The sequence below is a fragment of the Kitasatospora sp. NBC_01560 genome (genome assembly GCF_045208415.1).
In the GTDB taxonomy this organism is placed as follows: Bacteria; Actinomycetota; Actinomycetes; order Streptomycetales; family Streptomycetaceae; genus Kitasatospora.
Genome location: NZ_CP109364.1, coordinates 5,948,075 through 5,961,465 on the forward strand (window position 1 = coordinate 5,948,075; position 13,391 = coordinate 5,961,465).

The window sequence follows — 13,391 nt, forward strand, 5'->3', positions numbered from 1 at the left end:
CCCGGCGGCCGGTCTCACCCGGCCGGGTGAACCCCGGGCCGGCCGGCCCGGGCGGGGCGCGGCCGGCTCGCCCAGGATGGAGGTGTTGCCTCCACCGCCGACGAAGGGGCGCGGGATGTCGCAGACGCCGGAGCCGCCGAGCCCGCCGCGCCGCCTGCTGCGGGTGGTGCGGGCGTGGATCCGCTCGGCCCCCGGGACGTACGTGTGGCTGCTGATCCTGGCCGCCACCAGCTTCGTGGTGGCCCGCATCGACCCGGCCAACCTGGACTGGTTCCTGGCCTCCCGGTCGACCAACCTCGACCACCTGCGTTCGGACCCGGTGCACGTCCTGGTGGCCAGTGCGCTCTGGACGGAGTCGTCGAGCTTCCTCCTCTACTTCGTGCTGTTCAACCTCTTCCACGCGAACGCCGAGCGCTGGCTCGGCACGCTGCGCTGGTTGATCGTCGCGGCCACCGCCCATGTGCTGGCCACCTTCGTCAGCGAGGGCGTCGTCGCCTGGGGCATCGCCCGCGGCCGGCTGCACGACGACCTCGCCGACACCGTCGACGTGGGCGTCTCGTACGCGCTGGCGGGCGTCGTGGCCGTGCTCACCTACCACTTCGCCGGCCGCTGGCGCCTGCTCTACGGCGGCGGCGTGCTGGTCTTCTACCTGCTGCCGCTGATCACCTCGCGCACGTTCACGGACCTCGGTCACTTCAGCGCGGTGCTGGTCGGCCTCGGTTTCTTCCGCTTCGCGCGCGGACGGCCCACCTGGGATCCGGGCCTGGTGTACCGCCGGTGGCAGGCAGGTCGACGCCACGTTTGATCTGGCCGGTCCATGCCACCCGGTAGGGGCTTGCAATCGGCTCCGGTCACGAAATGATGTCCGGATGGTTGAAGAACTGATCAGCACCGACGGCACCACCCCGCGCCGGATCGCCGATGCCTACGTGCAGGCCCTCGCCCAGCTGGACCCGCTGACCGCGGTGTACCTGGGGATCAACCCCGATGACGACCGCCTGCCCGACCTGTCCCCGGCCGGCACCGAGCGGCTGGCCGCGCTGGCCCGGCACACCCTGGCGGTGCTGGCGGACGTCGAGGCGGCCGGGGCGGCCACGGACGAGGCCGAGCGCCGCTGCGCCCGGCTGCTGCGCGAGCGGCTCACCGCCGAACTCGCCGTCCACGACGCGGGGGAGGAGTTCCGGGCGATCCGCAACATGGGCTCGCCGGTGCACAACCTGCGTGACGTCTTCACCCTGATGCCCACCGAGACGCCGGAGCAGTGGGAGGTGGTCGGCCGCCGGCTCGCCCGGGTGCCCGCCGCGCTGGACCAGTACCGCGAGACCCTGGCCGAGGGCATCGAGCGGGGCCTGCTCTCCGGCCCCCGCCAGGTCGCCACCATGGTCGGGCAGCTGGGCGAGTGGCTGGAGGGCGAGGTGCCCGGCGGCTGGTTCGGCGAGTTCGTCCGGGAGGCCCCGGAGGGCCTGCGCGAGGGCCTGGCCGGACACGCCGTGACCGCGTCCGCCGCACTGGCCGGGCTGCGCGACTGGATGCGTGACGTCTACGGTCCGGCCGCCGCCGCTGCCCCCGACACCGCCGGGCGCGAGCGCTACGGCCGCTGGGTCCGCTACTGGACGGGCGCGGACCTCGATCTCGACGAGGCGTACGGCTGGGCCTGGCAGGAGTTCCACGACCTGCTCGCCCAGATGCGGGCGGAGGCCGCGAAGGTGCTCCCCGGCGCCACCCCGATGGAGGCGATGAAGTGGCTGGAGACCGACGGCCCCACGATCAAGGGCGCCGAGTCCGCGCGTGAGTACCTCCAGGGCCTGATGGACCAGGCCGTCAGTGACCTCCAGGGCACCCACTTCGACCTGGCCGAGCCGGTCACCCGGGTCGAGTCGATGATCGCCCCGTCCGGCAGCGCCGCCGCGCCGTACTACACCGCGCCCTCGCTGGACTTCACCCGCCCCGGGCGGACCTGGCTGCCGACCCTCGGGCGGGAGGCCTTCCCGGTCTGGGACCTCGTCTCCACCTGGTACCACGAGGGCGTCCCCGGCCACCACCTCCAGCTCGCGCAGTGGAACTACGTCGCCGACCGGCTCTCCACCTACCAGGTCAGCATCGGCGGGGTCAGCGCCAACCTGGAGGGCTGGGCGCTGTACGCCGAGCGCCTGATGGACGAGCTGGGCTACCTCACCGACCCCGGTCACCGGCTCGGCTACCTGAACGCCCAGATGATGCGCGCGCTCCGGGTGATCATCGACATCGGCATGCACGTCGGCCTGGAGTTCCCCGCCGACTCGCCGTACCGGCCGGGCGAGCCGGTCGGGCCGGACGCGGCCCGGGAGTTCTTCGGCCTGTACTGCGGCCTCTCGGCGGACTTCCTCGACAGCGAGCTGGTCCGCTACCTGGGGATGCCCGGCCAGGCGATCGGCTACAAGCTGGGCGAGCGCGCCTGGCTGCGCGGCCGCGCGGCGGCCCGCGAGGCGCACGAGGGGCGCGGCGAGGTGTTCGACCTCAAGGCCTGGCACATGGCGGCGCTGTCGCAGGGCTCGCTGGGCCTGGACGACCTGGTCGCGGAGCTGGCCGCGCTCTAGCCGGCCGGCCGGCGGGCCCCGCCGGACGCACGCGGACCCCGGGTGTCGCAGGACACCCGGGGTCCGTCCGCGTGTGTTCCCGCGCCTGCGCGCGTCGGTCTGTGCGCGTTCCCGCGCCCGGGTGCGTCCGCCTGCGCGCGTTCCCGCGCGCCTTCGTACGGCCCGGCGCGGCGGGCCCCCGGGCCTGGTTCCGAGGCCCTCGTCCGCTGGTCCCGGGGCCCTGGGTCGTTTGTCCCAATTCACCATATTTGGTGAGTTTTTTCCTTGCCAATCGGCGTCCCGAGCGTTTGGCTGGAAGGCGACTGCGTGACCTCTCCGCACCCGACGGAAGGCTCCCCCAGTGTCTTCGCAAACTGCTACCGGTCCTCAGGCCGGGATGGCGGGCAACCGCCGCTGGTGGGCGTTGGCGGTCATCGCCATCGCCCAGCTGATGATCGTGCTCGACATCACCATCGTGAACATCGCGCTGCCCTCGGCCCAGAAGGACCTCGGCATCTCCGACGCCAACCGGCAGTGGGTCATCACGGCCTACACGCTGGCGTTCGGCGGACTGCTGCTCCTCGGCGGCCGGCTCGGCGACCTCTTCGGCCGCAAACGCGTCTTCACCGTCGGCCTGCTCGGCTTCGCCCTCGCCTCCGCGATCGGCGGCGCCGCGTCCGGACCGGCCATGCTGTTCGGGGCCCGTGCCCTCCAGGGCGCGTTCGGCGCGCTGCTGGCTCCGTCGGCGCTGGGGCTGCTCTCGACCACCTTCAGTGATCCGAGGGAACGCAGTACCGCCTTCGGCATCTTCGGTGCGATCGCCGGCGGCGGCGCTGCGATCGGGCTGCTCCTGGGCGGTCTGCTGACCGAGTACCTGAACTGGCGCTGGTGCCTGTTCGTCAACACCCCGATCGCGATCGCCACGGCGTTCGCCGCCTCCTACGTCCTCACCGCCGACCACATCGCCAAGGGGCGCCGGGTCAAACTCGACCTCCCCGGTGCGTTCCTGGGCTGCGGCGGCCTGCTCGCCATCGTCTTCGGCACGTCCGAGGCCGTGAGCCGCGGCTGGATCGACTGGCTGGTGCTGGGCTCACTGATCCTGGGCGCGCTCCTGCTGCTGGTGTTCGTCCTGGTCGAGCGGCGGACCGAGCACGCCCTGCTGCCGATCCACATCGTCGGCGAGCGAAACCGCGGCGGCGCCGCGCTCTCGATCGGCCTGGCCATGATCGGCATGTTCGGGCTGTTCCTGTTCCTCACCTACTACCTGCAGGTGATCAAGCACTTCTCGCCGGTGATGTCCGGCGTCTCGTTCCTGCCGATGACGGCCGCCATCGTCATCAGCTCCACCGGGTTCGCGGCCCGGCTGATGACCAGGGTGCCCTCGCGCAACCTGATCGGCCCCGGGCTGTTGCTGGCCGCGGCGGGCATGGCCTGGCTGACCCAGATGAAGGTGGACAGCCCGTGGGCCGGCATGGTGCTGCCCGCCGAGCTGCTGCTGGGCTTCGGCATGGGCCTGATCTTCATGCCCTCGATGAGCCTGGCCACCCTCGGCGTCGCCCCGCACGAGGCGGGCGCGGCCTCGGCCACCATCAACTCGGCCCAGCAGGTGGGCGGCTCCGTCGGCACGGCGCTGCTGAACACCATTGCGGCGAGCGCCACCGCGACCTTCCTGGCCACCCGGATCGCCTCCGACCCGGCGGTCCAGGCCGAGGGCGCGGTGCACGGGTACGTGGTCGCCACCTGGGTGGCGATGGGCATCCTGCTGCTGGCGGCGGTGATCGCGTTCCTGATGATCAACCACCGGCCGGCACCCGGTGAGGCCACCGGCGGCACGGGCACGGGTACGGCCGCGGACGAGGCCGCGGTGGCCGACGCCGGCGCGACCGGCCCGGCGGCGGCGCCCGCCAAGACGGCGGGAGCCCCGGCCCCGGGTCAGCGTCAACGGGCATCCTGAAACTTGCCGCAAGGTCTTGCAGTCAACCTCCGGCGCCTGCTTGACTCCTGGCCACCCCCAGGGATCGAGGAGGCGCCGCCGTGTCCGTGCCCGTGTCCGTGTCACCGTCCGTGCCCGCGCCCGCCGCGGCGACCGCCGTCCCGCCCGACGGCCCCGCGGCCGGGTACGACCTGCTGGTGGTCGGCGGGGCCGGCGTGGACACCATCGTCCGGGTCGACCGGCTGGAAGTCCCGGACGGTGACTCGCACTCCGTGCCGCCGGTGCTCGACTACGTCGCCCACACCGGCAACGGCGTCGCCCTCGGCGCCCACCACCTCGGCCTTCGCACCGCCTTCCTCGACCACCTCGGCGAGGATCCGCAGGCCGAGCTGATCCTCGCCGAGTACGCCCGCCAGGGCCTGCCGTTCGCCCACCTGGTCTCCCCGCACGGCACCCCGCGCGCGGTCAACCTGGTCGACGCGGCCGGCCGCCGGTTCTCCTTCTACGACGGCCGCCACCCCGCCGAGCTGCGCCTCCCGCGCGAGTTCTACCTCCCGTACGTGGAGCGCAGCCGGCACGTCCACCTCTCCATCACCGGCCCCAACCGCGACATGTACCCGGACCTGCACCGGCTCGGCCGCACCAGCTCCACCGACCTGCACGACTGGGACGGCCACGACCCCCACCACCGCGACTACGCGGTCAACTCCGACCTGGTCTTCCTCTCGGTGGCCGGCTGCCGGGGCCGCCACGAGGAGGTGATGCGGTCCGTCCTCGCCGCGGGCCGTGCCACCGCCGTGATCGCCACCGCCGGCGCCGAGGGCTGCCACCTGCTCACCCGCGAGGCCCCGGACGCCCCGGCCCTGCACCTGCCCGCCGTCGACCCGGGCCGCCCGGTCGTCGACACCAACGGCGCCGGGGACGCCTTCGTGACCGGCTTCCTGTACGCGTGGTTCCGCGGCCGCCCGCTGCCGGAGTGCGCCCGTGCCGGTGCGGTGGCCGGGGCGTTCGCCTGCACCACCGCAGGGACGCACACCGCGTTCATCACCGCCGACGGGCTGGCGGCCGGCCTCGCCCGGTGAGGGATTTCTCATCCACCTCCCAGTCGGGGATAACGACGCTCCCAGCTGCTTCCGCCATAGTCGGGTCCGTATCCGCACCGACTCACAGGGCAGGAGCAGACGGACATGGGCCAGCGCCGCCGCCGATCGCACCGCCACCGCCTCCTGGCGCCCACGCTGTTGACCGCGCTCTCGGCCCTGACCGTCGCCGCGCTGGTCCTCGGCACGCACAGCCTGACCTCCGAGGCGACGGCGGTCGGCGGGCCGTCGGCGGCGGTCTCCACACCGGCGTCGACCGCCGCGTCACCGTCCGCACCTGCGCCCTCCACGCCTGCGCCCTCTGCTCCGGCGCCGTCCGCACCGGCACCGTCAGCCTTGGCCGCGGAGCCGACCGACCAGGCCGAGGAGTCGGACGCCGCCGAGCCGTCGGACCCGGTGCGGGCGGCGGCCCCCGCCACCTCGCCGGCCGCCGTGGCCACCGCCGCCACCGCACTGCCCGCACCCGCGGCCGCCCTCGGCACCACCGCGAAGGCCGCGGCCACCCCGGAGGCGGCCACCGTGGGCGCCCTGTTCAGCGGCGCGGTCGAGGCGGGCAACCACTTCTGCACCGCCAGCGTCCTGCACAGCCCGACCGGCAACCTGCTGCTCACCGCCGCCCACTGCATGAGCAGCACCGACGGCGTGGTCTTCGCCCCCGGCTACCGTGACGGCGACGCTCCGTACGGCACCTGGCGGGTCACCGCGATCCACACCAGTAGCGGCTGGTCGCGCAACGGCGACCCGGACGAGGACTTCGCGATCCTGGAGACCGCCCCCTCCGACGGTCACCGGATCGAGGACGTGGTCGGCGCCAACCAGCTCGGCACCGACGTGTCCTTCGCCGCCACCGTCCGCCTCTACGGCTACCCCGGCGGCGGCGAGGAGCCGAACCTCTGCACCAACGCCACCGACCGGCACAGCAGCTACCAGCGCGTCGTCGACTGCCCCGACTACCCCGGCGGCACCAGCGGCGGCCCGTGGATCGACACCGCGACCGGCCACGTCATCGGCATCATCGGCGGCTACCAGCAGGGCGGTGACAGCGACGACACCTCGTACAGCGCGTACTTCGACCACACCGTCGCGACGCTCTACAACGCGGCGGTGGCGGCCGCCTCCTGACTGCCCCGCAACCCGACCCCGGCCCGGCCGGCGGCACCCGCCGCCCGCCGGGCCGCCGTCCCCCCCGACTCGCCCCGGAACACGACAAAGGCCCAGATCCGTGGATGAACTCCACTGACCTGGGCCTCAGTTGCACTTCTCGCGAAGTGCCCCCGGCAGGATTCGAACCTGCGCACCCGCCTCCGGAGGGCGGTGCTCTATCCCCTGAGCTACGGGGGCCTGCTGTGTTGCTGTCGTCGCGTTCGCTCCGACGTGGAGAACATTACCAGGCTCGGAGCGTGGTCCGTGCACGGGTTTCGAACCGGGGGCGGTGGGCGGGGGAGCGGAAGTGCGGAAAGGCCGGACGGGGTGGCAGGGCCGCCGATACCCTCGGTGAGGTGTCAGGAGTGTCCGGGCGGGTCCTCGTGGTGGACGACAGCGAGGTGATCCGCCAGCTGATCAGGGTCAACCTGGAGCTTGAGGGCTTCGAGGTGGTGACCGCCGCCGACGGCGCCGAATGCCTGGAGGTGGTCCGCCGGGTGAAGCCGGACGTGGTGACGCTGGACGTGATGATGCCGCGGCTGGACGGCCTGCGGACGGCGGCCCGGCTGCGGGCCGCGCCGGGGACGAGCGGGCTGCCGATCGCGATCGTCAGCGCCTGCACGCCGGCCGATCTGGATCTGGGTGCGGCGGCCGGGGTGGACGGGTACCTGGGGAAGCCCTTCGATCCGGCGGACCTCGTGGCGTTGGTCCGGCGGCTGATGACGCGGGGCCGGGAGTCCGACGGGTTTCGCCCTGAGCGAACAGAGCGCACGGATCGCGGCTGAGCGCCGCCGACCGGGGCCCTCGGGCGTCTCAACCGGTAAACCGAGTGGCGGGCGGGCACCCCGTCTCGCCTACGCTTGCGTCGTGACCCCCGCAGAACTCTCCCAGGCAGTCCAGGCCGCAGTGAGCGCCGCCGTCGAGGCGGGCGAGCTGGCCGTCGCCGTGCCCGAGCACGTGACGATCGAGCGGCCCAAGAACAGGGACCACGGCGACTACGCGACGAACGTGGCCCTCCAGCTCGCGAAGCCGGCCGGCCGGCCGCCGCGAGCCGTGGCCGACCTGGTGGCCGCCCGTCTGCGCGAGCTCCCCGGGGTCGCCCAGGTCGACATCGCCGGGCCCGGCTTCCTGAACATCACGCTCGACGCCGCCACCCAGGGTGCGCTGGCGCGGAGCATCGTCGAGGCGGGCGAGGCCTACGGCCGCAACGACGCGCTCCAGGGCCTGAAGATCAACCTGGAGTTCGTCTCCGCCAACCCGACCGGCCCGATCCACATCGGCGGCGTCCGCTGGGCCGCCGTCGGCGACTCGCTGGCCCGGGTGCTGCGGGCCTCCGGCGCCGAGGTCACCACCGAGTACTACCTCAACGACGCCGGCGTGCAGATCTCCAAGTTCGCCGGCTCGCTGAAGGCCGCCGCGAACGGGCAGCCGGTGCCGGCCGACGGGTACGTCGGCGAGTACATCGCCGACATCGCCAAGGCGATCGTGGACGGTGTCCCGGGCGTGCTCGACCTGCCCGAGGACGAGCAGCTGGAGGCCTTCCGCACCGAGGGCCTCAAGCTCATGGTGGCCGAGATCCAGCGCTCGATGGAGGAGTTCGGCACCCACTTCGACGTCTGGTTCTCGGAGAAGTCGCTGCACGACTCCGGCGCCGTCGAGAAGGCCATCGACCGGCTGCGCGAGCAGGGCCACGTCTTCGACCAGGACGGCGCGATCTGGCTGCGCACCACCGACTTCGGTGACGACAAGGACCGCGTCCTGATCAAGGCCGACGGCGAGACCACGTACTTCGCCGCCGACGCCGCGTACTACCTGTCCAAGCGGGACCGCGGCTCCGAGGTCTCGGTCTACATGCTGGGCGCGGACCACCACGGCTACGTCAACCGGCTCAAGGCCATCGCGGCCTGCGCGGGCGACGACATGGACCGCAACATCGAGGTCAAGATCGGCCAGTTCGTGAAGATGCTTCGCGACGGCGAAGAGGTCCGCATGTCCAAGCGGGCCGGCAACATCATCACCATCGACGACGTCGTCGACTGGATCGGCGTGGACGCGGCCCGGTACACCCTGGCGCGCTCCTCCACCGACTCCACGATCACGCTCGACATCAACGTGCTGACCAGCCAGACCAACGAGAACCGCGTGTACTACGTCCAGTACGCGCACTCCCGGATGTGCGCGGTGCAGCGCAACGCGGACACCCAGGGCATCACCCGCGGTGCGGCCGAGGCGTTCAAACCCGAGCTGCTCGACTCCGAGTGGGAGTCCGACCTGCTCGGCCACCTCGGCGAGTTCCCGCGCGTGCTGGCCTTCGCCGGCGAGACGCGCGAGCCCCACCGGGTCGCGGTCTACCTGGAGGAGCTCGCGGCCAAGTACCACCGTTTCTACGACAACTGCCGCATCCTGCCGCGGGGCGACGAGGAGGTCACGGACCTCACGCGCGCCCGGCTCTGGCTGGCCGACGCGACGCGCACGGTCGTCGCCAACGGCCTCACGCTCCTGGGCGTGACGGCGCCCGAGCGGATGTAGTACCTCCCCCCAAGCGCAGAGCGGGGGCGGCGGACGGTCAACGGGGACCGTCGCCGCCCCTCGCCATAGGTCTAGGAAGTCAGCAGAGATGAGTCGCTCCGCACACCCCGCAGGCCCCCGTCACGGCGACGTGCTGCCCGAGGGCCACTACCAGGCCCCGCCGGCGGACCTGAACACGCTCGACCCCAAGGTCTGGTCGCAGACCGTCACCCGCGGCGCCGACGGCGTCGTCAGCGTCGGCGGCATCGACGTCCGGCGGATCGCCGAGGAGTTCGGCACCCCGGCCTACGTCATGGACGAGGACGACTTCCGCGCCCGGGCCCGCGCCTGGCGGGACGCCTTCGGCAGCGACGCGGACGTCTACTACGCCGGCAAGGCGTTCCTTTCCAAGGCGGTCGTGCGCTGGCTGCACGAGGAGGGCCTGAACCTCGACGTGTGCAGCGGCGGCGAACTGCACGTCGCGCTGGCCGCCGGGATGCCCGCCGGGCAGATCGCGCTGCACGGCAACAACAAGTCCGTCCCCGAGCTGGAGCAGGCCGTGAAGGCGGGCGTCGGGCACGTGGTGGTCGACTCCTTCGAGGAGATCGAGCGGCTCGCCGTGATCGCCGGCCGGCAGGGCGTCCGGCAGCCGGTGCTGATCCGGGTGACGGTCGGCGTCGAGGCGCACACCCACGAGTTCATCGCCACCGCGCACGAGGACCAGAAGTTCGGCCTCTCGCTGAGCGGGGGCACGGCCGCGGAGGCCGTCCGCCGGGTGCTCGCGCACCCGGAGGCCCTGGAGCTGCGCGGCATCCACTCGCACATCGGCTCGCAGATCTTCGACATGGCCGGGTTCGAGGTGGCCGCCCGCCGGGTGGTCGGCCTGCTGGCGGAGGTCCGGGACGAGCACGGCGTCGAGCTGCCGGAGATCGACCTCGGCGGCGGCCTCGGCATCGCCTACACCAGCGAGGACGACCCGCGCGAGCCCGCCGAGATCGCGGTCGCGCTGGCCGCCATCGTCCGCCGCGAGTGCGCGGCCGCGGACCTCGCCGCGCCGCGGCTGTCCGTCGAGCCCGGCCGGGCGATCGTCGGCCCGACCGCGTTCACGCTGTACGAGGTCGGCACCGTCAAGCCGCTGGAGGGTCTGCGCACCTACGTCAGCGTGGACGGCGGCATGTCCGACAACATCCGCACCGCGCTCTACGACGCCGAGTACTCGGTGGCCCTGGTGTCGCGCACCAGCGACGCGGAGCCGATGCTGTCCCGGGTGGTGGGCAAGCACTGCGAGTCCGGTGACATTGTGGTCCGGGACGCCTTCCTGCCGGCCGACCTGGCCCCGGGCGACCTGATCGCGGTGCCCGCCACCGGTGCCTACTGCCGTTCGATGGCGAGCAACTACAACCACGCCCTCCGGCCGCCCGTCCTGGCCGTCCGGGACGGAGCGGCCCGGGTGATCGTCCGGCGCGAGACGGAGGAGGATCTCCTGCGTCTCGATATCGGATGACGAAATCCTTGTCTCAGATCATGGAACGACCGTAGATCCGTGCGGAAAGTCCCGGAGACTGGTACAGATCGAAGTTCCGGCGGGCCCAGAGAATCCCGCCGGAAATACCGGAGCAGGACGAATGCAGAGCGGAGTCGGATGATGCGTACGCGGCCGCTGAAGGTGGCGTTGCTGGGCTGTGGTGTGGTGGGCTCCGAGGTGGCGCGCATCATGACGACGGACGCCGCCGACCTCGCCGCGCGCATCGGCGCGCCGGTCGAGCTCGCCGGCATCGCGGTCCGGCGGGCCGGCCGGCCCCGCCCGGGCGTGCCCGAGCACCTGTTCACCACCGATGCCGAGGCCCTGGTCAACCGGGGCGACATCGACGTGGTGATCGAGGTGGTGGGCGGCATCGAGCCGTCCAAACACCTCATCCTGTCGGCGTTCCGCCAGGGGGCGTCGGTGGTCAGCGCCAACAAGGCGCTGCTCGCCAAGGACGGCGCCGAGCTGCACGCCGCGGCCGCCGAGGCCGGGGTGGACCTCTACTACGAGGCCGCGGTGGCCGGCGCGATCCCGCTGATCCGCCCGCTGCGCGAGTCGCTGGCCGGCGACCGGGTCAACCGGGTGCTCGGGATCGTCAACGGCACCACCAACTTCATCCTCGACAAGATGGACAGCACCGGCGCCGGCTACTCGGAGGCGCTGGAGGAGGCCACCGCGCTGGGGTACGCCGAGGCCGACCCGACCGCCGACGTGGAGGGCTTCGACGCCGCCGCGAAGGCGGCGATCCTGGCCGGCATCGCCTTCCACACCAAGGTCACCGCCGCGGACGTCTACCGCGAGGGCCTGACCGAGGTGACCGCCGCCGACATCGCCTCCGCCAAGCAGATGGGCTGCGTGGTCAAGCTGCTGGCGATCTGCGAGCGGGCCGCCGACGGCGCGTCCGTCACCGCACGCGTCCACCCGGCGATGATCCCGCTCTCGCACCCGCTGGCGTCCGTCCGGCAGGCGTACAACGCGGTGTTCGTCGAGGCCGAGGCGGCCGGCCGGCTGATGTTCTACGGTCCGGGCGCGGGCGGCGCGCCGACCGCCTCGGCGGTCCTCGGCGACCTCGTCGCGGTCTGCCGCAACAAGCTCGCCGGATCCATCGGCCCCGGCAACTCGGTGTACACCCAGCTGCCGGCCAAGCCGATGGACGAGGTCGTCACCCGGTACCACGTCAGCCTGGACGTGGACGACCGCGCGGGCGTGCTCGCCCAGGTGGCGTCCGTCTTCGCCGAGCACGGCGTCTCCATCGACACCGTGCGCCAGCAGGGCCGCGACGGCGACGCCTCGCTCGTCGTGGTCACCCACCGTGCCACCGACGCCGCCCTGTCGGCGACGGTCGACAAGCTCCGCGCGCTGGACAGCGTGCGGGACGTGGCCAGCATCATGCGGGTCGAAGGGGAGTAGGAAGAGCCATGAACGACGTGATCGCCGGGCGAGTGGCGGCGCAGACCCACCAGTGGCGAGGCCTGATCGAGGAGTACCGCGACCGCCTGCCGGTCAGCGACACGACTCCCGTGGTCACCCTGCTGGAGGGCGGCACGCCGCTCGTTCCCGCCCAGGTGCTCTCCGAGCGCACCGGCTGCGAGGTCTACCTCAAGGTCGAGGGCGCCAACCCGACCGGTTCCTTCAAGGACCGCGGGATGACGATGGCCATCTCCAAGGCGAAGGAGGACGGCGCCCAGGCCGTCATCTGCGCCTCCACCGGCAACACCTCGGCCTCCGCCGCCGCGTACGCGGTGCGGGCCGGGATGGTGTCGGCGGTGCTGGTGCCGCAGGGCAAGATCGCGCTCGGCAAGATGGGCCAGGCGCTGGTGCACGGCGCGAAGATCCTTCAGGTGGACGGGAACTTCGACGACTGCCTCACCCTTGCGCGTGAACTGTCCGAGAAGTACCCGGTGGCGCTGGTCAACTCGGTGAACCCGGTCCGGATCGAGGGCCAGAAGACCGCGGCCTTCGAGATCGTCGACATGCTCGGCGACGCGCCGGACATCCACGTCCTCCCGGTCGGCAACGCGGGCAACATCACCGCGTACTGGCGGGGTTACCGCGAATACGCCACCGACGGCCTGGCCACCCGCACCCCGCGGATGTGGGGCTTCCAGGCCTCCGGCTCGGCCCCGATCGTGGACGGCGCGCCGGTGCTCAAGCCGCAGACCATCGCCACCGCGATCCGGATCGGCAACCCGGCCTCCTGGGACTACGCGCTGGCCGCGCGGGACGAGTCGGGCGGTCTCATCGACAAGGTGACCGACCGTCAGATCCTTTCCGCCTACCGGCTGTTGGCCGCGCAGGAGGGCGTCTTCGTGGAGCCCGCCTCGGCCGCCTCGGTGGCCGGTCTGCTGGCCAAGGCGGAGGCCGGTCTGGTCGACCCGGGCCAGCGGATCGTCTGCACCGTGACCGGCAACGGCCTCAAGGACCCGGACTGGGCGGTGGCCGGCGCGCCGCAGCCGCAGATCGTGCCGATCGACGCGGAGACCGCCGCTCAGCGCCTCGGCCTGCTCGACTGAGCTCCGTCACCCCGTGACCGGTGCGCGGGCCGACCCTTTCGGGGGTCGGCCCGCGGCCGTTCCCGGCTGACACTTTTGTGTCAATTCGGCCGCGCATTCCACGGCGATTCCGGC

The 13,391-nt window shown here is 72.5% G+C and carries 10 protein-coding genes and 1 tRNA gene; 10 read left to right on the top strand and 1 reads right to left on the bottom strand.

The window, feature by feature from the left end:
• Positions 1 to 115: 115 nt before the first annotated feature.
• The 5 genes from OH807_RS25980 to OH807_RS26000 all read left to right on the top strand — a co-directional run bounded on the left by OH807_RS25980 (position 116) and on the right by OH807_RS26000 (position 6,710).
• Complete coding sequence (locus tag OH807_RS25980; protein ID WP_406203062.1) at positions 116 to 805, top strand: rhomboid-like protein; 690 nt, start codon at positions 116 to 118, stop codon at positions 803 to 805.
• Between the two features lie 64 nt (positions 806 to 869).
• On the top strand, positions 870 to 2,576 hold the full coding sequence (locus tag OH807_RS25985) for a DUF885 domain-containing protein (protein WP_406203064.1): 1,707 nt from the start codon (positions 870 to 872) through the stop codon (positions 2,574 to 2,576).
• Positions 2,577 to 2,952: 376 nt separating this feature from the next.
• Positions 2,953 to 4,509: an MFS transporter gene (locus tag OH807_RS25990; RefSeq protein ID WP_406203066.1), complete on the top strand. Its 1,557-nt coding sequence runs from the start codon at positions 2,953 to 2,955 to the stop codon at positions 4,507 to 4,509.
• A gap of 110 nt (positions 4,510 to 4,619) precedes the next feature.
• Positions 4,620 to 5,570: a carbohydrate kinase family protein gene (locus tag OH807_RS25995; protein ID WP_406211183.1), complete on the top strand. Its 951-nt coding sequence runs from the start codon at positions 4,620 to 4,622 to the stop codon at positions 5,568 to 5,570.
• A 105-nt stretch (positions 5,571 to 5,675) separates the two neighbouring features.
• Entirely contained in the window at positions 5,676 to 6,710 is a 1,035-nt protein-coding gene (locus tag OH807_RS26000; protein WP_406203068.1) for a trypsin-like serine peptidase, read from the top strand.
• Positions 6,711 to 6,857: 147 nt separating this feature from the next.
• On the opposite strand, the gene OH807_RS26005 is transcribed toward OH807_RS26000, so the two are convergent.
• Positions 6,858 to 6,929: transfer RNA gene (locus OH807_RS26005), tRNA-Arg, on the bottom strand.
• Between the two features lie 167 nt (positions 6,930 to 7,096).
• Between OH807_RS26005 and OH807_RS26010 the strand changes: the two genes are divergently transcribed.
• The 5 genes from OH807_RS26010 (at position 7,097) to thrC (ending at position 13,277) form a co-directional block, all read left to right on the top strand.
• A complete protein-coding gene (locus tag OH807_RS26010) occupies positions 7,097 to 7,516 on the top strand; it encodes a response regulator (RefSeq protein ID WP_406211185.1) in 420 nt (139 codons plus the stop codon).
• Positions 7,517 to 7,598: 82 nt separating this feature from the next.
• Positions 7,599 to 9,260 carry an arginine--tRNA ligase gene (gene argS / locus OH807_RS26015; RefSeq protein ID WP_406203070.1) on the top strand — a complete coding sequence of 554 codons (1,662 nt, stop codon included), beginning with the start codon at positions 7,599 to 7,601 and terminating at the stop codon, positions 9,258 to 9,260.
• An 88-nt stretch (positions 9,261 to 9,348) separates the two neighbouring features.
• Entirely contained in the window at positions 9,349 to 10,743 is a 1,395-nt protein-coding gene (gene lysA / locus OH807_RS26020) for a diaminopimelate decarboxylase (RefSeq protein ID WP_406203072.1), read from the top strand.
• Positions 10,744 to 10,881: 138 nt separating this feature from the next.
• The gene (locus tag OH807_RS26025; protein ID WP_406203074.1) at positions 10,882 to 12,174 is read left to right on the top strand and encodes a homoserine dehydrogenase; all 1,293 of its coding nucleotides are present in this window, start codon (positions 10,882 to 10,884) and stop codon (positions 12,172 to 12,174) included.
• Positions 12,175 to 12,182: 8 nt separating this feature from the next.
• Positions 12,183 to 13,277 (top strand): threonine synthase, encoded by a 1,095-nt coding sequence (gene thrC, locus OH807_RS26030; RefSeq protein ID WP_406203076.1) that lies wholly within the window; start codon positions 12,183 to 12,185, stop codon positions 13,275 to 13,277.
• The last annotated feature ends 114 nt before the right edge of the window (positions 13,278 to 13,391 follow it).

Bases quoted from the DNA above. Each gene is read 5' to 3' on its own strand.
- OH807_RS25980 (WP_406203062.1), top strand. From the start codon at position 116: ATGTCGCAGACGCCGGAGCCGCCGAGCCCGCCGCGCCGCCTGCTGCGG.
- OH807_RS25985 (WP_406203064.1), top strand. From the start codon at position 870: ATGGTTGAAGAACTGATCAGCACCGACGGCACCACCCCGCGCCGGATC.
- OH807_RS25990 (WP_406203066.1), top strand. From the start codon at position 2,953: ATGGCGGGCAACCGCCGCTGGTGGGCGTTGGCGGTCATCGCCATCGCC.
- OH807_RS26000 (WP_406203068.1), top strand. From the start codon at position 5,676: ATGGGCCAGCGCCGCCGCCGATCGCACCGCCACCGCCTCCTGGCGCCC.
- lysA (WP_406203072.1), top strand. From the start codon at position 9,349: ATGAGTCGCTCCGCACACCCCGCAGGCCCCCGTCACGGCGACGTGCTG.
- OH807_RS26025 (WP_406203074.1), top strand. From the start codon at position 10,882: ATGATGCGTACGCGGCCGCTGAAGGTGGCGTTGCTGGGCTGTGGTGTG.
- thrC (WP_406203076.1), top strand. From the start codon at position 12,183: ATGAACGACGTGATCGCCGGGCGAGTGGCGGCGCAGACCCACCAGTGG.